19 protein-coding genes and 1 tRNA gene are annotated in these 19,405 nt (G+C 60.2%); 16 read left to right on the top strand and 4 right to left on the bottom strand.

Going from position 1 to position 19,405, the window contains the following annotated elements; translation table 11 throughout:
* The first annotated feature begins 12 nt into the window (after window positions 1-12).
* From lptA to KHO31_RS19415, 8 genes are all read left to right on the top strand, one after another.
* A complete protein-coding gene (gene lptA, locus KHO31_RS19450) occupies window positions 13-684 on the top strand; it encodes a lipopolysaccharide transport periplasmic protein LptA (protein ID WP_201107879.1) in 672 nt (223 codons plus the stop codon).
* Entirely contained in the window at window positions 681-1,466 is a 786-nt protein-coding gene (lptB, locus tag KHO31_RS19445; RefSeq protein WP_201072333.1) for an LPS export ABC transporter ATP-binding protein, read from the top strand. The genes lptA and lptB overlap by 4 nt, the downstream gene beginning before the upstream one ends.
* Before the next feature lie 185 nt (window positions 1,467-1,651).
* Window positions 1,652-3,166, top strand: a complete 1,515-nt coding sequence (locus tag KHO31_RS19440; RefSeq protein ID WP_201072332.1) for an RNA polymerase factor sigma-54 — start codon at window positions 1,652-1,654, stop codon at window positions 3,164-3,166.
* A 170-nt stretch (window positions 3,167-3,336) separates the two neighbouring features.
* Complete coding sequence (hpf, locus tag KHO31_RS19435) at window positions 3,337-3,693, top strand: ribosome hibernation-promoting factor, HPF/YfiA family (RefSeq protein WP_028199089.1); 357 nt, start codon at window positions 3,337-3,339, stop codon at window positions 3,691-3,693.
* 297 nt (window positions 3,694-3,990) lie between these two features.
* On the top strand, window positions 3,991-4,506 hold the full coding sequence (locus tag KHO31_RS19430) for a PTS sugar transporter subunit IIA (protein WP_074285509.1): 516 nt from the start codon (window positions 3,991-3,993) through the stop codon (window positions 4,504-4,506).
* A gap of 139 nt (window positions 4,507-4,645) precedes the next feature.
* Window positions 4,646-5,614 (top strand): HPr(Ser) kinase/phosphatase, encoded by a 969-nt coding sequence (hprK, locus tag KHO31_RS19425; protein WP_012431656.1) that lies wholly within the window; start codon window positions 4,646-4,648, stop codon window positions 5,612-5,614.
* Window positions 5,615-5,707: 93 nt separating this feature from the next.
* Window positions 5,708-6,601 (top strand): RNase adapter RapZ, encoded by an 894-nt coding sequence (gene rapZ, locus KHO31_RS19420; RefSeq protein WP_201072331.1) that lies wholly within the window; start codon window positions 5,708-5,710, stop codon window positions 6,599-6,601.
* A 39-nt stretch (window positions 6,602-6,640) separates the two neighbouring features.
* Window positions 6,641-7,273: an LON peptidase substrate-binding domain-containing protein gene (locus tag KHO31_RS19415; RefSeq protein ID WP_201072330.1), complete on the top strand. Its 633-nt coding sequence runs from the start codon at window positions 6,641-6,643 to the stop codon at window positions 7,271-7,273.
* A 27-nt stretch (window positions 7,274-7,300) separates the two neighbouring features.
* On the opposite strand, the gene mutY is transcribed toward KHO31_RS19415, so the two are convergent.
* Together mutY and mutM are read right to left on the bottom strand one after the other, a co-directional pair.
* Window positions 7,301-8,416, bottom strand: a complete 1,116-nt coding sequence (gene mutY, locus KHO31_RS19410; protein WP_201072328.1) for an A/G-specific adenine glycosylase — start codon at window positions 8,414-8,416, stop codon at window positions 7,301-7,303.
* A gap of 7 nt (window positions 8,417-8,423) precedes the next feature.
* Window positions 8,424-9,254, bottom strand: a complete 831-nt coding sequence (gene mutM / locus KHO31_RS19405; protein ID WP_201072326.1) for a bifunctional DNA-formamidopyrimidine glycosylase/DNA-(apurinic or apyrimidinic site) lyase — start codon at window positions 9,252-9,254, stop codon at window positions 8,424-8,426.
* Window positions 9,255-9,341: 87 nt separating this feature from the next.
* Between mutM and KHO31_RS19400 the strand changes: the two genes are divergently transcribed.
* From KHO31_RS19400 to hisC, 8 genes are all read left to right on the top strand, one after another.
* On the top strand, window positions 9,342-11,183 hold the full coding sequence (locus tag KHO31_RS19400; RefSeq protein ID WP_211623975.1) for a tetratricopeptide repeat protein: 1,842 nt from the start codon (window positions 9,342-9,344) through the stop codon (window positions 11,181-11,183).
* Window positions 11,183-11,815 (top strand): lipoprotein insertase outer membrane protein LolB, encoded by a 633-nt coding sequence (lolB, locus tag KHO31_RS19395; protein ID WP_201072322.1) that lies wholly within the window; start codon window positions 11,183-11,185, stop codon window positions 11,813-11,815. Before KHO31_RS19400 ends, lolB begins: the two co-directional genes overlap by 1 nt.
* Window positions 11,816-11,880: 65 nt before the next feature.
* The gene (gene ispE / locus KHO31_RS19390) at window positions 11,881-12,762 is read left to right on the top strand and encodes a 4-(cytidine 5'-diphospho)-2-C-methyl-D-erythritol kinase (RefSeq protein ID WP_201085871.1); all 882 of its coding nucleotides are present in this window, start codon (window positions 11,881-11,883) and stop codon (window positions 12,760-12,762) included.
* A 51-nt stretch (window positions 12,763-12,813) separates the two neighbouring features.
* Window positions 12,814-12,890: transfer RNA gene (locus tag KHO31_RS19385), tRNA-Gln, on the top strand.
* 45 nt (window positions 12,891-12,935) lie between these two features.
* Complete coding sequence (locus tag KHO31_RS19380) at window positions 12,936-13,892, top strand: ribose-phosphate pyrophosphokinase (RefSeq protein ID WP_074285517.1); 957 nt, start codon at window positions 12,936-12,938, stop codon at window positions 13,890-13,892.
* Between the two features lie 164 nt (window positions 13,893-14,056).
* Window positions 14,057-14,680, top strand: coding sequence for a 50S ribosomal protein L25/general stress protein Ctc (locus KHO31_RS19375; RefSeq protein WP_211623973.1), 624 nt, complete (start codon window positions 14,057-14,059; stop codon window positions 14,678-14,680).
* Window positions 14,681-14,822: 142 nt separating this feature from the next.
* The gene (gene pth, locus KHO31_RS19370; protein WP_201072316.1) at window positions 14,823-15,428 is read left to right on the top strand and encodes an aminoacyl-tRNA hydrolase; all 606 of its coding nucleotides are present in this window, start codon (window positions 14,823-14,825) and stop codon (window positions 15,426-15,428) included.
* A 52-nt stretch (window positions 15,429-15,480) separates the two neighbouring features.
* Entirely contained in the window at window positions 15,481-16,560 is a 1,080-nt protein-coding gene (gene hisC / locus KHO31_RS19365; protein ID WP_201085872.1) for a histidinol-phosphate transaminase, read from the top strand.
* Window positions 16,561-16,655: 95 nt separating this feature from the next.
* On the opposite strand, the gene KHO31_RS19360 is transcribed toward hisC, so the two are convergent.
* The gene (locus KHO31_RS19360) at window positions 16,656-16,913 is read right to left on the bottom strand and encodes a YfhL family 4Fe-4S dicluster ferredoxin (RefSeq protein WP_054035799.1); all 258 of its coding nucleotides are present in this window, start codon (window positions 16,911-16,913) and stop codon (window positions 16,656-16,658) included.
* A gap of 416 nt (window positions 16,914-17,329) precedes the next feature.
* Complete coding sequence (locus tag KHO31_RS19355; protein ID WP_211623971.1) at window positions 17,330-19,321, bottom strand: DUF262 domain-containing protein; 1,992 nt, start codon at window positions 19,319-19,321, stop codon at window positions 17,330-17,332.
* Window positions 19,322-19,405: the final 84 nt, after the last annotated feature.

Genomic DNA, 19,405 nt, shown 5'->3' with positions numbered 1-19,405 from the left:
AGGCGTGACTGCATGAACGAATCGTTCCCCCGTTTTGATACCGGCCGCACGCGCACCCTGTCCGCGTGCCGCGCCGGACTCGCTGCGCTAATCGTCGCATTGCCGCTCGCCGGCTTTGCGCCGCTGGCGCACGCCGACCGCGCCGACAAGGACAAGCCGCTGAACGTCGAAGCGGACAACATGACGTACGACGACCTCAAGCAGGTCAACATCTTCACCGGCCACGTGGTCGCCACCAAAGGCACGATCGTGATCAAGGCCGATCGAGTCGAAGTGACGCAAGACCCGCAGGGCTATCAATACGCGACCGGCACGTCGAGCGGCGGCAATCTGTCGTATTTCCGCCAGAAGCGCGAAGGCCTCGATGAATACATCGAAGGCACGGCGATTCGCATCGACTACGACGGCAAGCAGGATCTGACCACGCTTACCACCAACGCCACCGTGAAGCGCCTGCAAGGCCTTTCGACGGTAATGGACCAGGTGCACGGCAGCGTCATTACGTATGACGGCCAGAGCGACTTCTACACCGCGAAGGCAGGCAAGGACGTCGCCGGCCCGGGCAACCCGACTGGCCGCGTACGCGCAATGCTGGCGCCGCGCAATGGCGGCGCCGCGCCGCTGAACGGCGCATCGGCCACGCTCGCGCCATCCGCCACGATCCAGGGAGCACCGAACCAGTGAGTTCCTCCGCGTCCCTCCCCAATCGCAAACCGGCCGGCACCAGCAGTTCACTGGTGGTCCGCAATCTGAAGAAACGCTACGGCACGCGCACGGTCGTCAAAGACGTCTCGCTCGACGTGAAAAGCGGTGAAGTGGTCGGCCTGCTTGGCCCCAACGGCGCCGGCAAGACCACCTCGTTCTACATGATCGTCGGCCTCGTGCCGCTCGATGCAGGTGAAATCGATCTGGACGGCAAGTCGATCAGCTTGCTGCCGATTCACAAGCGCGCGTCGCTGGGTTTGTCGTATCTGCCGCAGGAAGCGTCGGTGTTCCGCAAGCTCACTGTCGAGGAAAACATTCGCGCGGTGCTGGAGTTGCAGCACGAAGACAACGGCAAGCGGCTGACCAAAGACACCATCACGAGCCGCACCGAAGCCTTGCTCGACGAACTGCAGATCGCCCACCTGCGTGAGAATCCAGCGCTGTCGCTGTCGGGCGGCGAGCGTCGGCGGGTTGAAATTGCACGTGCGCTGGCCACCAATCCGAGCTTCATTCTGCTCGACGAACCGTTCGCGGGCGTCGATCCGATCGCGGTGCTGGAAATCCAGAAGATCGTCAAATTTCTGAAGCAGCGCAATATCGGCGTACTGATCACCGACCACAACGTGCGCGAAACCCTCGGCATCTGCGATCACGCCTACATCATCAGCGACGGCAGCGTGCTGGCCGCCGGTGCGCCGAGCGACATCATCGAAAACGAAAGCGTGCGGCGCGTCTATCTGGGCGAACACTTCCGCATGTAAGTGCCCAAGGGATTGCCGGCGGTGCGAACGCGCGTTCGCCGGCCCTTTTGCGGCACCTGCACATCAGCATTTTTGACCTGGGCCGTCCGGCGCCCAGCGCCGCCGAAAACGGGCGCACGCGTAATTGCGAATGTCGCAATGTATCGCGGTCGTGGCAAACTCTCTACAATGAATCTCAACTTGCCATGAAAGCCAGCCTCCAACTCCGCCTATCGCAGCATCTTGCGCTGACCCCGCAACTGCAGCAGTCCATCCGGCTGCTTCAGCTGTCCACGCTCGAACTGCAGCAGGAAGTCGCAATGGCGATCTCGCAGAATCCGCTCCTCGAGAACGAGGACGACTGGATCGCGAGCCCCCTGCGCGTGGCGGCCGACGGTTCGCTGATCGCACAGTCACCCAATTCCTCGGCACCGCCTGATCAGATGGGCGGCAATACGTCGTCGTCCACCAGCAGCAGCGAGCGCGCCGAGAACGGCGAGCCGCAAGGTGTCGACGAATACAACGGCCTTGCGAGCGACAACAACGGTGACGCATCGCAATGGGATCTCGGCGACTACGGCCGCTCCGGCAATGCCTCGGACGACGACGATCTGCCGCCGCTGCAAATCCACGAATCGAGCACCTCGCTGCGCGACCACCTGATGGCGCAACTTCGCGTCACCCAGGCGAGCCAGCGCGACCGCGCGCTGATCACCTTCCTGATCGAATCGCTCGACGACGACGGCTATCTTGCCGCCACGCTCGACGAAGTGTTGGCCGACCTGCCTGAAGAGCTCGAAGTCGATCTCGACGAAATGAACGCCGCGCTTGCGCTGCTGCACAGCTTCGACCCTGCTGGGGTCGGCGCGCGCTCCGCGTCGGAATGTCTCAAGTTGCAATTGCTGCGGCTCGAACAATCGCCTACGCGCACGCTTGCGCTCGACATCGTCGCCCACCATCTGGAACTGCTCGCGGCACGCGACTTCACACGCCTGCGCAAGCATCTGAAGGCGAACGACGACGATTTGCGGGATGCCCATATTCTGATCCGCTCGCTCGAGCCGTTTCCCGGCGCCGCTTACGGCAAGGCGGAAGCGGACTATGTCGTGCCGGACATCATGGTGCGCAAAACGGCACAGGGCTGGCAGGCGGAACTCAATCCGGAAGTGGTGCCGAAGCTGCGCATCAACCACCTGTACGCAAATATTCTGCGCAATAACCGGGGCGATCCAGGCAGCGGATCGTTGCGCCAGCAACTGCAGGAAGCGCGCTGGCTGATCAAAAATATCCAGCAACGTTTCGAGACCATCCTCCGGGTCGCACAGGCCATTGTCGAGCGTCAAAAGAGTTTTTTTGTGCACGGCGAAATTGCCATGCGCCCCTTGGTTTTGCGAGAAATTGCTGATACGCTGGGCCTACACGAGTCAACGGTCTCCCGTGTGACAACCGGTAAATACATGCTGACCCCATTCGGGACGCTTGAATTTAAGTACTTCTTCGGATCACACGTTTCGACTGACACGGGCGGCGCGGCCTCTTCAACGGCCATTCGCGCGCTCATCAAGCAACTGATAGGAGCGGAAAACCCGAAATCTCCTCTTTCAGACAGCCGCATAGCCGAACTGCTGGCGGAACAGGGCTTCGTGGTCGCACGGCGTACCGTTGCGAAGTATCGCGAAGCGCTCAAGATTCCGGCAGTCAACCTGCGCAAGTCTCTGTAGCCCGCCGCCTCCCGCGACGGGCATTTACCGGCCGCTCCGCAGTTGGCGGACAGGCCGGCCGATGCGACCTGCCAGAAGTCAGTCACCGGGGGGCGACTCAGGCAAGCCGACAGATCGACCGGACCTTCGTCATCGTGCGGAACAAGCGGCCTCTAGCTTGGAGAAGCACTATGAATCTGCAGATCAGTGGACACCACCTCGAAGTAACGCCTGCGTTGCGCGAATACGTGATCACCAAACTGGATAGGGTGCTAAGACATTTCGATCAGGTAATCGACGGCAGTGTGGTCCTCTCGGTCGACAACCACAAGGAAAAGGAAAAGCGTCAAAAGGTTGAAATCAACCTGCATCTCAAGGGCAAAGATATCTTTGTCGAGAGCTGTGACAGCGATCTCTACGCTGCGATCGATCTGATGATCGACAAGCTTGACCGACAAGTGATACGCCACAAGGATCGCCTGCAAGGCCATCAGCACGATGCGATCAAGTACCAGCCGGCGCCGCTACTGGACGTGCCGCCGCAATAAGGAACATTAGAAGGGTTCTTTACTTTCCTTCGTTTTTCCTTGTTTGTGTGTAACCAGCCAAACCGCCCGAGACCGGGCGGTTTTTCGTTTCAGGCCGCCTTTCTCGCGCAGCCGCGCAGATCGGATCAATCCCGCAAAGAAACCCATGATGCATAGATGGCGCGCCGCACCATCCGTTGCTACCCTGTTCTATAATGTTCCGGTTACCATCGGGGTCAAGTTAGCTCAAACGGAAATCGGTCGGCCGGAGTCCTGCGCTTTCGGGCTCCAACGCACGTCGCCGCGAGCATCAAACGAATGGAACACCACTCAAACGCCCCAGCGAGGAGAACCCAGGCCACGTTTTCGCCTGTCAACATGAATCGTTTAGCCAAATTTCTTCCCCTCGAGAACGTCGTCGTCGGACTATCGGTCACCAGCAAGAAGCGCGTATTCGAGCAAGCGGGCCTGATCTTCGAGAACCAGAACGGCATCGCCCGTAGCACGGTCACTGACAATCTGTTTGCGCGTGAGCGCCTCGGATCGACGGGGCTCGGCGAAGGCGTCGCGATTCCGCATGGCCGGATCAAAGGCTTGAAGCAACCGCTCGCCGCGTTCGTCCGCCTCGCCGAACCTATCCCCTTCGAATCGCCCGACGGCCAGCCGGTCTCGCTGCTGATCTTCCTGCTCGTTCCCGAGCAGGCCACCCAGCAGCACCTCGAAATCCTTTCGGAAATCGCCCAGTTGCTGTCCGATCGCGAGGCCCGCGAGCGTCTGCATACGGAAGAAGACCGCGAATCATTGCATCGCCTGCTCACTCAGTGGCAACCTTGATGCATCGGCGGTTATCCGCACGCCGGTTATTCGACCAGTTACCCGCCTGTGCGCGGGTACAGCCTGGCAAGGCAAACGGTCCGCGTTAGCGCGGCCACCTCTTCGTCCGGCAAGCGGCCCACACTGGAGTCACTGACTCATGGATACGTCCAGCATCAACGCCCAAAGCATTTTCGACGACAACGCCGCCATGCTGAAGTTGAGCTGGCTGACGGGGCATGAAGGCTGGGAGCGCGGCTTTTCTTCGGAATCCGTCGCCAATGCCACGTCGAGCGCCGACCTCGTCGGTCACTTGAACCTGATCCACCCAAACCGGATCCAGGTACTCGGCGACGCCGAAATCGACTACTACAAGCGCCAAACCGACGAAGACCGCTCGCGCCACATGGCCGAGCTGATCGCGTTGGAGCCGCCGTTTCTGGTGGTGGCGGGCGGTGTCGCCGCTCCGCCGGAACTGGTGCTGCGCTGCACGCGCTCATCCACGCCGCTCTTCACCACGCCAATGTCCGCTGCCGCGGTGATCGACAGCCTGCGTCTCTACATGTCGCGCATTCTCGCGCCGCGCGCCACGCTGCACGGCGTGTTTCTCGACATTCTCGGCATGGGCGTGCTGCTCACCGGCGATTCCGGCCTCGGCAAGAGCGAACTCGGGCTGGAACTGATCAGCCGCGGCCACGGCCTCGTTGCCGATGACGCGGTAGATTTCGTGCGCCTCGGGCCGGATTTTGTCGAAGGGCGCTGTCCGCCGCTGCTGCAAAACCTGCTCGAAGTGCGTGGTCTCGGCCTGCTCGACATCAAGACAATCTTCGGTGAAACCGCAGTGCGCCGCAAAATGAAGCTGAAACTGATCGTGCAACTGGTGCGCCGTCCCGACGGTGAGTTCCAGAGGCTGCCGCTGGAGAGCCAAACGGTCGACGTCCTCGGTTTGCCGATCAGCAAAGTCACGATTCAGGTGGCGGCCGGCCGCAACCTCGCGGTTCTGGTCGAAGCAGCCGTGCGCAACACGATCCTGCAACTGCGCGGCATCGACACGCTGCGCGACTTCATGGATCGCCAGCGCCTTGCAATGCAGGACCCGGACAGCCAGTTTCCCGGCAAATTGATCTGAATTCGCGGCACCGTGCCACGCCAGCAGCCAACGGCAGGCTGCGGCGGCACGCGCACCAGATGCTATGATGAACTGTACGGATTTCACGATTCCATGCGCATAATCCTGATCACCGGTATTTCCGGCTCCGGCAAGTCAGTTGCCCTGAACGCGCTTGAAGACGCAGGCTATTACTGCGTCGACAATCTGCCGCCGCGTTTTTTGCCGCAACTGGCCAACTTTCTCGCCGACGACGGCCATGAACGCCTCGCGGTCGCCATCGACGCGCGCTCGAGCGCTTCGCTCGATGAAATGCCCGCAATGATTCGCGACCTGTCGCGCGCCCACGACGTACGTGTACTCTTCCTGAACGCAAGCACGCAGTCGCTGATTCAACGCTTCTCCGAAACGCGCCGCCGCCATCCGCTGTCCGGTTCCACGGCGCAAGATGCAGGTGTCGGCGTATTGACGTCGCTCGCCGAAGCGATCGAACGCGAACGCGAACTCGTGGCGGGCCTTGCCGAATTCGGCCATCAGATCGACACTAGCAATCTGCGCGCGAACGTGCTGCGTGCATGGGTCAAACGCTTCATCGAGCAGGAAGATGCGGGGCTCGTGCTGATGTTCGAGTCCTTCGGCTTCAAACGCGGCGTGCCGCTCGACGCCGATTTTGTTTTCGACGTACGCACGCTGCCGAACCCGTACTACGATCATGAATTGCGGGCGCTCACCGGCCTCGACAAACCGGTGATCGATTTTCTCGACGCGCTGCCGGTCGTGCATGAAATGATCGACGATATCGAAAAGTTTCTCGCCAAATGGCTGCCGCATTTCCGTGACGACAACCGCAGTTATCTGACGGTCGCGATTGGTTGCACAGGCGGCCAGCACCGCTCTGTGTTCATTGCGGAGACGCTCGCCGCGCGTCTCGCAGCTTCAGCGAATGTCATTGTGCGGCACCGCGATGCGCCGGTGAATGCCGACGAATCATCCAAGTTAGTGGCTTAACCGGCCGCGCCGCGCGGCCTCAACTCGAAGCGTTGCGCCATGTCCTCTGCTACTGTGCTTGCCGATGTGCCGCTGTTCCCGCTGCATACGGTGCTGTTCCCCGACGGACTATTGCCGCTGAAGATCTTCGAAGCGCGCTACCTCGATATGGCGCGCGACTGTCTGCGTGAAAAAACGCCATTCGGTGTCTGTCTGCTGAAAAGCGGCGCAGAAGTGGCGCGCGAAGAAGAGCCTTCGGTGCCCGAAGCAATTGGCTGTCTCGCCGAAATTGAAGAGTGCGATGTCGAAGCCTTCGGCATGCTGCTGATTCGGGCGCGCGGCACGCGGCGGTTTCGCCTGCTGTCGCATCGCGTAGAGAGTAGCGGCTTGCTGGTCGGTATGGCAGAGCCGCTCGGAGAAGACATACCGCTCGAGGGCAATGAGCAACTGGCCAAATTCGGCGCATGCGCGGAAGTGCTCGAACGGATCATCGCAACGATTCGGGAACGCGACCCGGACAGCTTGCCGTTCGCGGAACCGTTCAGGCTGGAAGATCCGTCATGGGTGTCGAACCGTCTCGCGGAAGTGTTGCCGATCGCCCTTCGTGCAAGGCAAAAGCTGATGGAATTGCAAGACGCCGGCGCGCGAATCGACGTAGTTCATCACTATATGCAGCAGCATCAGCTGCTTTGATTTGACGTGCTTTTTGCTCTGGGTCGGCTAGAGCAGCGAGCCGTGCAGACTATCGAGCAGCTTGCGCACCGGCGCGGGCACACCGAACGAGTCGAGATCGCCTAACGCGACCCATGCGGTGTCCGCGTCGCCCAGCACAGCCAATGCGCCCACGCCGCGATCCAGTTCAGCGAGCCGCGGTTCGATATCCAGCTTGAAATGCGTGAACACGTGCGTCAGCGGTGCGAGCGGCGAGACCTCTCCGTCACCACCGAAGGCGCGTGCACGCGCGGCGAGCGCGGCTTCGTCAGCGGCTTCGGGCAGGCTCCACAAACCGCCCCAGATACCTGAAGGCGGACGCTTTTCCAGCATCACGGCGTTACCGTCGCGCAGCACCAGCATCCATGTGCGGCGCGTCGGCACAGCTTTCTTCGGTCGTGCCGTGGGCAGTTCACGCTGACGTCCGGTCACATTGGCCACGCAGTCGGCGGCGAATGGGCAGCGCAGGCAGTCCGGCTTGCCTCGCACACATAACGTTGCGCCGAGGTCCATCAGGCCCTGCGTGTACGCACTGACATCGTCGTCCGACGCGTTGGACGGCAGCAGCGATTCCGCCAGCGTCCACATCGCGTTCTCAACTTTCTTTTCACCCGGAAAACCTTCGACGCCGAAAACCCGCGCCAACACGCGCTTCACGTTGCCGTCGAGAATCGTCGCGCGCGCGCCGAACGCGAAAGAGGCGATCGCCGCCGCCGTCGAGCGGCCAATGCCCGGCAATTCCGCAAGCGCGTCGGCCGATGCGGGAAACACGCCGCCGTGCTGCTCGACTACCGTCTGTGCGCAACGGTGCAGATTGCGCGCGCGAGAGTAATAGCCGAGGCCGGCCCACAATGCCATCACATCGTCTGACGGCGCGGCGGCGAGCGAGGCTACATCCGGACAACGCGCGAGAAACTTCGCGTAATACGGAATCACCGTCGACACCTGGGTCTGCTGCAGCATGATTTCCGACAGCCAGATGCGATACGGATCGCGGGTGTTCTGCCATGGCAGATCGTGACGGCCGTGCTGGCGCTGCCACGCAATCAGCCGCGCGGAAAAATCAGACATGACTGGAAAAGCGGGTACAGCGGGTGGGGCGGACGGACTTATGCGAGAAGGCATTGAAAAATTAGCGCTGGCAGGTGGGACAGAAGTAGGTAGAACGCTGCCCCTGCACGATCTGTTTGATCGGCGTTGCACACACTCGGCATGGCAGCCCCGCGCGATCATAAACGAAATAGTCGAGCTGGAAGTAGCCGCTTTCACCATCGCTGCCGACGAAATCGCGCAGCGTGCTGCCGCCCTTCTCGATCGCTGCGGCGAGTGTGACGCGCACAGCATCCGCCAGCAGATCATAGCGAACGAGCGAGACGCGGCCCGCCGCGGTGGTGGGCCGGATACCGGCGCGAAAGAGGCTTTCGGATGCGTAGATATTACCCACGCCGACCACGATCTCCCCCGCCAGCAATGCCTGCTTCACCGATACCTTGCGCCCACGCGTGAGCCGGTGCATCAACGCGCCGGAGAACGCCGGCGAAAACGGCTCGACACCGAGGCTCGCGAGCAGCGGATGCTCGAGCACGTCGCCGGCTTCACGCGGGTGCCACAGCACTGCGCCGAAGCGCCGCGGATCGCGATAACGCAAAATGAATTCGTCGAAAATCCAGTCGATGTGATCGTGTTTTGCCGCGGCCGGCGGCTTCGGCACATGGCGCAGCACACGCAGCGTGCCGGTCATGCCCAGATGCACAATGAACCAGCCGGCGTCGATTTCGAACAGCAGATACTTGCCCCGCCGCTCGACCTTGCGCACCACGCTGCCGCGCAAGGTTTTCGCAAGGTCCGCCGGAATCGGCCAACGCAGCGCGGGCGTGCGTACATCGACGCGTTCAACCTTGCGGCCGGACACATACGGTTCGATTCCCCTTCGGGTAACCTCAACTTCTGGCAACTCTGGCATGTCTAACTGGTCTACAACTTGCGTCGTTGGTTGTGCGCGTATTGTAGCGAGCGCGTTACAATCGTCCGAAACATTGAACGGATTTCCATGAACTTGTCCTTCGTGAAGCTGTTTTCGAAGCGCCCGGCTAGCGCATCCCGCGTGCCGCACGCCGTGTCCGCTCGCCGCATGCTCGGTGCCGCCGCGCTCGCGGTCTGGGCCCTAGCTGCCGTGCCCGCGCACGCGCAGGACCCATCGCCGGACTCGGATGACACGTCCGTCACCCTGCCGGACCCGCTCGGCCCTGCATCGGCAGAAGACCTGAAGTCTCTGCCGGGCGTGCCGCTGTCCAGCCAGATCGTATTCCAGGTGCTCGCTGCTGAAGTCGCGTTGCAACGCGACCAGCCGGCGCCCGCCTATCAGACCTACCTCGCGCTCGCGCGCGACACGCACGATCCGCGCATGGCGCAACGCGCCACGGAAATCGCGCTGGCCGCGCAAAGCCCGTCGGACGCTTTGGCCGCCGCGCAGTTGTGGCAGCAGTATGCGCCGGATTCGGAACGCGCCGCGCAACTCGACGCGTCGCTGCTCGTGCTGTCCGGCAAGCCTGATGAAGCCGCGCCGATCCTCGCCCGTGAACTCGCGAAAGTACCTGCCGACAATCGCGGCAGCGCAATGCTGGCGCTGCAGCTGCTGCTCTCGCGCGGTCCGAACCGGATCGGCGGTTTGCATGTGCTGCAGGACCTGCTGAAGAACGACCTGAACCGGCCGGAGGCGCAACTGGCCATCGCACGCCAGCAGCTCGTTTCAGACGACGCACCGGGCGCGCGCAAGTCGCTCGAACAGGCGCTCACCCTCAAGCCGGACTATTTGCCGGCCGCGCTGACGCTGTCGCAGATGGGCCCGGAGGAGCGCAAGGAAGGTATTGCGTCGCTCGAAAAGTTCGTGCAGCAGAATCCGAAATCGCATGACGCGCGTCTCGCGCTCGCGCAGATGTATCTCGCGAGCGACCGTCTGGACGACGCGCAAAAGCAGTTCGAGATCATGCACAAGAACAACGCGAGTGAGCTCACGCCGCTAATGGCGCTCGCGCTGATCAAGATCCAGCAGAAGAATTTCAACGACGCGCAGAGCTACCTCACCCAGTATGCGCAGCAAGCTGAAAAAACGCCGGGGGCCGATCCGGGCCAGGCGTATATCTATCTTGCGCAGCTGTCGCTCGAACAGAAGAACGAAGCGACGGCGGGCGACTGGCTGAACAAGATTTCGCCGTCGAGCCAGCAATACGTGCCGGCACAGATCACGCGTGCGCAACTGCTCGCCAAGCAGGGCAAGACTGAAGACGCGCGCAAGCTGCTGGCCGGCCTGCCGGCACCCGATCCACGCGATCAGGCGCTGATTGCACGCACCGACGCAGCCATTCTGTTCGACGCAAAGCGCTACCCGGAGGCGGAAGCACGCCTGCAACAGGCAACGGCCGCCTACCCCGACGATCCCGATCTCACCTACGACTACGCTATGGCCGCCGAGAAGAACGGCCATTACGACGTCATGGAAGCGCAGCTGCGCAAGCTGATTCAGACGCAGCCGGACAACCCGCAGGCTTACAACGCGCTCGGCTATTCGCTGGCCGATCGCAATCAGCGCCTCGCGGAAGCGGACAAGCTGGTCGAGAAGGCGTCATCGCTGGCGCCGAACGACGCATTCATCATGGACAGCGTCGGCTGGGTCAAGTACCGGATGGGCGAAACGTCTGATGCAATCAAGTTGCTGCGCAAAGCATACGACCTCCAGCCGAACGCCGAAATCGGCGCGCACCTCGGCGAAGTGTTGTGGAAAACCGGCGCGCAGGATCAGGCCCGCGCCGCGTTCCGCGACGCACGCAAGCTGGAACCGGACAACGACACGCTTGTTAAAACGCTGCAACGTCTTCAGGTAAACGATCTTTGATGCGTCTTTCCCGCTTGATTTCCTACCCCCGGGCGCCGCGTGGCGCGGCGCTCGGACTCGTAGCGGCAGCGGTTGTCGCATTGACCGGTTGTGCATCGGTGAAGCCGCAGGGGCCGTCCATGTCGAATGCTGCGACATCTGTCACAGCGCAGACTTCGCGTGCTTATCAAGGTCGTTTCGCGGTCCAGTACGACGATCAGAACGGCCAGCAGCGCAATGCCTATGGCAACTTCACCTGGCAAGAAACGGGTGACACGGTCACACTGCAATTGCGCAATCCGCTCGGCCAAACGCTGGCGATCGTGACTTCGTCGCCTGCATCAGCCACGCTCGAACTGCCGAACCGCCAACCGCTCACCGCCGACAACGTTTCCACGCTGATGCAGAACGCGCTCGGCTTCACGCTGCCAGTCGAAGGGCTGCGCTATTGGCTGCAGCCTTCGCCGGCGCCGACTTCGCGTGCCAGGACTGAGCAGGATCCGGAGCAGCCCTCGCGTCTGAAGCAGATCACGCAGGACGGCTGGACGATCGACTACCTGGCGTATGCCGATGCGCCGGCAACCGGCGTGAAGCGCGTGAACCTGAGCCGTTCGCAACCACCGATCGACATCAAGCTCGTGCTGGATCAGTAGTCGCGCCTGTTTGCACGACCCTTGCCGCTTCTTCGGCGCCGCTATGGCGCATGCAACCCTGACTCATGATTGAAACGACCGATTCGCTGCGCGATTGCCTCGCGCCAGCGAAACTCAACCTCTTCCTGCACATCACCGGCCGCCGGCCGGACGGCTATCACACGCTGCAAACCGTCTTCCAGTTGCTCGACTGGGGCGACACCCTGCATTTCAAGCGGCGCGACGACGGGCTCATCACGCGCAGCACCGAAATCGCCGACGTGCCGCCGGAACACGACCTCACTGTGCGCGCAGCAACGCTCCTGAAGGCGCATACGGGCTCGCCCGCGGGTGTCGATATTGAAATCGAGAAGCGTCTGCCGATGGGCGCGGGCCTCGGCGGCGGCAGTTCCGATGCGGCCACCACGCTGCTCGCGCTAAACCGTCTCTGGAAGCTCGATTTGCCGCGACTGGAGTTGCAAGAGCTGGCCTTGAAGCTCGGTGCCGACGTGCCGTTTTTTATTTTTGGGAAAAATGCGTTCGCAGAGGGTGTCGGAGAAGCTTTAGACGTTGTACAATTGCCGCCGCGCCATTTCCTAGTAGTGACGCCGAGGGTTCAGGTTCCAACTGCAGCGATTTTTTCCGAAAAAACGTTGACAAGAGATTCGAAACCCCTCATAATTATGGACTTTCCTGCAGAACTTAGCTGCAACACTGAATGGCCAGAAAGTTTTGGCCGGAATGACATGCAGCAGGTTGTCGTGGGAAAATACGCGGAAGTAGCGCAAGTGCTGCGGTGGTTTGAAAACATCGCGCCAGCGCGGATGTCTGGATCAGGTGCAAGTGTATTTGCAGCGTTCCGTAGTAAAGCTGAAGCAGAAGCGGCGCAAGCCAAACTGCCGGGCGAATGGAACAGCGCAGTGACTGCAGGTCTCGATCAGCATCCACTCTTTACTTTCGCGTCATAAAGTTTTGCATCGTCGAACGCTCCCTCGTTCGGTGAAGCTCAAAGTTAGTGTAGGGGAGTCGCCAAGTTGGTTAAGGCACCGGATTTTGATTCCGGCATTCGAAGGTTCGACTCCTTCCTCCCCTGCCAAAATTTCTCGCATTTCCCTCGCCCCCAGCCTGAAGTAGGTGCACGATGAGCAGCCATGACGGCCTGATGGTTTTTACTGGCAACGCAAATCCCGCGCTTGCACAGGAAGTCGTCAATATCCTCGGTATTCCCCTCGGCAAAGCAATGGTTAGCCGTTTCTCGGACGGCGAAATCCAGGTCGAGATTCAGGAAAACGTGCGTGGCAAGGATGTATTCGTCCTGCAGTCCACCTGCGCGCCGGCGAATGACAATCTGATGGAACTGATGATCATGGTCGATGCGCTCAAGCGCGCATCCGCTGGCCGGATCACCGCAGCCATCCCCTACTTCGGTTATGCCCGTCAAGATCGACGCCCCCGTTCGGCGCGCGTCGCCATCTCGGCGAAGATCGTGGCGAACATGCTGGAAATCGCCGGCGTCGAGCGGATCATTACGATGGATCTGCACGCCGACCAGATTCAAGGCTTCTTCGACATCCCGGTCGACAATATCTACGCTACGCCCGTGCTGCTCGGCGATCTGCGCAAGCAGAACTACGAGAACCTGCTGGTCGTTTCGCCGGACGTCGGCGGCGTGGTGCGTGCCCGTGCATTGGCCAAGCAACTGAACTGCGATCTCGCGATCATCGACAAGCGCCGCCCGAAGGCGAACGTCGCCGAAGTGATGAACATCATCGGTGAAGTCGAAGGCCGCACCTGCGTGATCATGGACGACATGGTCGACACCGCAGGCACGCTTTGCAAGGCAGCTCAGGTTTTGAAGGAACGCGGTGCGAAGCAGGTATTCGCTTACGCCACCCACCCGGTTCTGTCGGGCGGTGCAGGCGAGCGTATTGCAGCTTCGGCACTCGACGAACTCGTTGTCACCGATACGATCCCGCTCGGCGAAGAAGCCCGCTCGTGCGCCAAGATCCGTTCGCTGACCAGCGCCGGCCTGCTCGCCGAAACGTTCTCGCGGATTCGCCGCGGCGATTCGGTGATGTCGCTGTTCGCTGAAAGTTAAGTATTTGCGAAGGCGCAGCGCGCGTTGCAGTACCGCACGCTGCGCTTTTGCACAATTGGCATGAACGAACGAAGGTTCGTGCCATCGCTCTGGGGCCTCAGCCATAACGGCTTGGAGGCCCCGTTTTTACTGCCTGGTCGCGGGCAGTGCATTGGAGATTCAATATGAAAGTAGTCGCTTTCGAGCGTTCTTTGCAAGGTACGGGTGCGAGCCGCCGCCTGCGTATCTCGGGCAAGACCCCGGGCATCGTATATGGCGCTGGTGCTGAAACGCAATTGGTCGAACTGGACCACAACGCGCTGTGGCACGCGCTGAAGAAAGAAGTTTTCCATTCGTCGATCCTCGAATTGGAAGTGGCCGGCAAGTCGCAACAGGTTCTGCTGCGCGACGTGCAATACCACCCGTTCCGTCAGCTCGTGCTGCACGTGGACTTCCAACGTGTCGACGCGAAGAAGAAGCTGCACACCAAGGTGCCGCTGCACTTCATGAACCAGGAAACCAACCCGGCAGTGAAGCTGTCGGGCGCGGTGATCTCGCACGTCATCAACGAAATCGAAATCGAGTGCCTGCCGTCGGCACTGCCGGAATTCCTCGAAGTCGACCTGGTGAAGATCGAAGCTGGTCACTCGCTGCACGCTAAGGACATCGTCCTGCCGGCAGGCGTGGCACTGGTTGCTCACGTTGAAGCAGAAAACCCGGTCGTCGCATTGGCAACGATCCCGGCTGGCGCAATCGCTGAAGGCGACGCCGCTGCTGCTGAAGGCGAAGGCGAAAAGCCGGCTGCCTAAGCTGCACTGAGCGAGCAATCCTCTCGATCCGTTTTTGTAAAACGGTCGATGTGACCCGCCGAGGTTCGCCCCGGCGGGTTTTTTTTCGGTTTTTTTCGGCTCGGCCGCGTTCGGCTCCTAGGCCAGATGGACCTACACAATCATGATCAAGCTGATCGTCGGGCTCGGCAATCCGGGCGCTGAATACACCGCGACGCGCCACAATGCCGGCTTCTGGCTGGTCGATCAATTGGCGCGCGAAGCAGGCGCGACAATGCGCGACGAGCGGCGCTTCCACGGTTTCTATGCGAAGGCCCGGCTTCACGGTGAAGAAGTGCATCTGCTGGAACCGCAGACGTATATGAACCGCTCGGGGCAGTCGGTCGTGGCGGTCGCGCAGTTCTTCAAGATTCTTCCGGACGAAATTCTGGTCGCGCACGACGAACTCGATATGCCGCCCGGCAGTGTCAAGCTGAAGCTCGGTGGCGGCAGCGGCGGCCATAACGGCCTGAAAGACATCACCGCGCATCTGTCGTCACAACAATATTGGCGGCTGCGGATCGGCATCGGCCATCCGCGCGACCTGATTCCCGAAAGCGCGCGCGCCGGCGCCAAGCCAGACGTCGCCAATTACGTGCTGAAGCCGCCGCGACGGGAAGAGCAGGACGTGATCGATGCGTCGATTGAACGTTCGTTGGCCGTGATGCCGCAGATCATCCAGGGCGAGCTTGAACGGGCGACGATGCAACTGCATCGCAATAATCCCTGAGCGCGCCCTGCCCGCACCCGAATCCCCGTATCGCCTTCGACAGGAGAATCGCTTGAGCCGCTACTGGAGTGACATCGTTCACCGTCTGACGCCGTATGTGCCGGGCGAGCAGCCCGTGGTTGCGCATCCAGTGAAGCTGAACACCAACGAGAATCCTTATCCGCCGTCGCCACGCGTGCTTGAAGCGATTCAGAAGGAACTGAGCGGTGCGGGCGAGTCGCTGCGGCGCTATCCCGACCCGACCGCGCGAAAGTTGCGCGAAACGGTAGCCGCGTACCACGGCATTCGTGCGGAGCAAGTGTTCGTGGGCAACGGCTCGGACGAAGTGCTCGCGCTCACCTTTCAGGCATTGCTGAAGCACGATGCGCCGTTGCTGTTCCCGGATATCACGTACAGCTTCTATCCGACCTACGCGCGGCTCTTTGATGTCGACTATCGGACCATCGCGCTCGACGACAGCTTCGCCATCAAGGTCGACGACTACACAGCACCCAACGGCGGCGTGCTGTTCCCGAACCCGAACGCGCCGACTGGACGACCGCTACCACTCGCCGATATCGAGCGGCTGGTGGCGAAAAATACCGAATCGGTCGTGGTCATCGACGAGGCCTATGTCGATTTCGGCGCCGAGTCGGCCATCACCCTGATCGACCGCTATCCCAACCTGCTGGTCATTCAAACGGTATCGAAATCGCGTTCGCTGGCCGGCATGCGCGTCGGCTTCGCGTTCGGTAATCCGGAACTGATCGACGCGCTGAACCGCGTGAAGGACAGCTTCAACTCGTATCCGCTCGACCGTCTGGCGCAAGTCGCGGCCGTCGCTGCCTATGAGGACGATGCGTGGTTCCGCGACAACTGCGCCAGAGTGATTGCGAGCCGTGAGCGGCTGGCTGCTGGCTTAACGGCACTCGGCTTCGAGGTAGTGCCGTCGGCGGCGAATCTGCTGTTCGCGCGCCACGAAGGCTACGACGCGGCGACGCTCGTGGCACGGCTAAGGGACAAGGAAATCTTCGTGCGCCACTTCAAAGCGGCGCGAATCGACCAGCATCTGCGAATCTCAGTCGGCACCGACGCCGAATGCGACATTCTGCTGGATGCACTGCGCGACATTTTCGGCGCTTACGTCGGATAAACGATCGGCATAACCACGCACGCTCATCAGAAAGCGTTGCCGCAAAAGAAAACGGCGAGGCAGGTGCCTCGCCGTTTTCAATCGTCATTCAACACTCACGCGCCCTTCGCCGCCTGTAGCGCGTGATACTTCGCCATCAAACCTTCCGCCGTCTCCAGATGCTCAGGGTCGCGCGGAATGCACTCGACCGGACACACCTGAATACACTGGGGCTCGTCGAAATGGCCGACACACTCGGTGCATTTCTTCGGGTCGATCACGTAGATTTCCGGGCCCATCGAAATCGCGTCGTTCGGGCACTCGGGCTCGCACACGTCGCAATTGATGCACTCGTCGGTAATCATCAGGGCCATACTGCCACCAACTTTCCTAGAAAAAACAATACATTATAGCTTTTTCAGCCTATCGACGGTTGCGCATGATTGCCCAAAAATCATGTTTGCGTGTTGCGGCTGAGTTGCACAGGTGTTGCAAATTGTGCAGCGCGCAAAGTCCAGATAGCATGCCAAGCCATGAGCAGCAAGACGTTTCTACACAATTGCGACGTATGCGAGCCCGAGTGCCCGAACGACGCAATCTCCATGGGCTCCGAAATCAGGGTCATCGATCCGACCTCGGTTCACCTGAGATTGGAATGATCCAGCCAGCCTCAGGCAACAAGCAGCGAACGTCGTTTCAGCGCAGGTTGTCGGTTGGCCGACAAATGCGAGTCTCAGAACTTCGGGCCTTCCGGCCATTTCCTCTTTCCCGCTGTAACGCGGCGCGAATGTTATGGACGCGACCAAATCTTCAGCGCCTTCCCGAGAAGATGTTGACCTCGCTTGCTGATCTCTTCATCATCCCACTTTGCAACAGTGTTGTGCTGGAAGTAGGCGTTTAGCAGCAGCAGACTTTCGAGGAACTTCGTGCGTTTCCCCGCGACAGTGTTCTCACCCTCGATCCGATCCGCGAAAGGGCCATTGCTAACAGAGCTATTCAACGGCTGAGTTAGCAGCGTAAGATTTCCGAACGACTGAACGGCCACCTTTCGTGCCGCGATCATCGCTTGATCATCGTCTGGCAACGTGTAGTAAGTGGTCTTTTGCCAAGACTGCGGCATAACATGTTCAACGGTCAACGTTTCGATTTGAGGAGTCCACGTCGTCTCCTGCCTGGACGTGCGCGACGCGAGTTCGACGGCCCGCAAGACCGCACTTACCTTCCCGGGCCGAAGAAGCTCATATACCGGGCGACTCAACCAAGCCTCGCTAAACTCAGCGTCAGTCGGCCAGCATTGGCTATGACCCGAGAGTTTTAGCAAGTAGCTGCGAAGGGATTCGGCAGGAGTATCGGATGCGACAACCTCAGTAAGCAAACGCAAAAAGATTCTGTTGTAGCCTTTGGTAGTGAATCCGCAGATGGCTCGTCGCGTAATGTACGATGCCAAGTCACCCACCGCCTGTTTCAGTTCCGGATCAGTTTTCGAGTACCGTTCGCGAAGAGCTAAGTACGCTGGTGTGAGCGTGCTGACATCCAGCACTCTTACTAACCGTGCAAACTCCGCCAAATAATCATCGCCATCTGGTGAAATCAACTCGCGGAAATGTCGACTACTTTGGACCACTCTGGCCAGCTCCGTGTCGATATCGCGCGACTCACCCTGCCACCAGTCCTTAAAGCCTTGGAATACATGGCTAACCTTGGTTTCCTGCCCGCGCCGGAGAACCGTGTAATGAAAGAAAAACAAGTCGATACGTGGATACGTGATGCGCCCTTGCCGGACCTTTTCTCGCCAATACCGATTAGCCGATACAGTTTGGTGCTGATCCCGCTGTTCGTCGAAATCTCGCCAACGCGTCTCATAAAGAGAGCCCACGTCTTGCCCCCGGCGTGCAGCGTCGAGAAAAACGAAATTCCGCACTAAGTCAGAAGCAAGTAAGGGCTCGCCTCGTGCGTTCAACGTCTCGAAAATGACTTGCGGGTCGTCTTCCGCCTCCAACGTCAAAGTCATGATCTGAACCAAGTCCGTCAATGCCATATAAAGCGCCTCAGCACGATGAGGCTGCAAAAGCACTGCGTCGCCTACCGCAGGAATCACATTCTTGTTACGGATGTCGTGAATGAGACAATCGGAGTGCGTTCGATCGCTTTCCTCACTCACCGGGTCGCCCAATTCAATACCCTGCAGAAAAGCCAAGCAGGCGTGGTAGAGATAAAGATAGCTCTGAATCATCAGCGGCCGTTCCAGCCGGAGCTTCCCCTCTTTAACCGGATATTGTTGACATATCGACAGACAGTCTGTCGCGCCATCCAGCGCCCGCATCTCGGAACGCCCGGCTTGCGTGGGCCAAACCTTAAAGTGATCAGTTTTCTCCGTGTACGGCCCTGGATTGCGTACCAAGCTATCCAGCATGGCTGGTACAGCAGAAGCATTTACCTGCATTGCTGCATGCCGGAAGGCGAGCAGCAATAGATGCAATGTCGTCGTACGTTGCTGCCCGTCAATTACTTCGAAGGCCGCGACGCGCCCGAACGTGCCTGTCACAGGAGTTAAGACCACCGAACCGAGGAAATGCTTTTGAAGCGGTTTGAGCGCATGCACTGGCACGTTAGCGCTTTCCGCACTCCGTTCGATAAATTTGAGAGCGCGGTCTTCGATGTCGGCCCAGAGCGGGGCCACCTGCTTTTCGAGGGCCCATACATATCCCCGCTGAAAAACCGGAATCAGATATTGAGCTTGAGCGTTGAACAACTGCGTTATAGAAGTCTTGCCGGGCTGCACAAATATATCCTTAAATGTTGTTCTTTTCTGGGCCGAATGGTGCGGACTCTCCATCAACCGAGGGCGTCGTCTCCAGCCCTTTTG

The sequence above is a fragment of the Paraburkholderia domus genome (genome assembly GCF_905220705.1).
Classification (GTDB): Bacteria; Pseudomonadota; Gammaproteobacteria; order Burkholderiales; family Burkholderiaceae; genus Paraburkholderia; species Paraburkholderia domus.
This window is presented reverse-complemented; position numbering and strand designations above follow the sequence as displayed.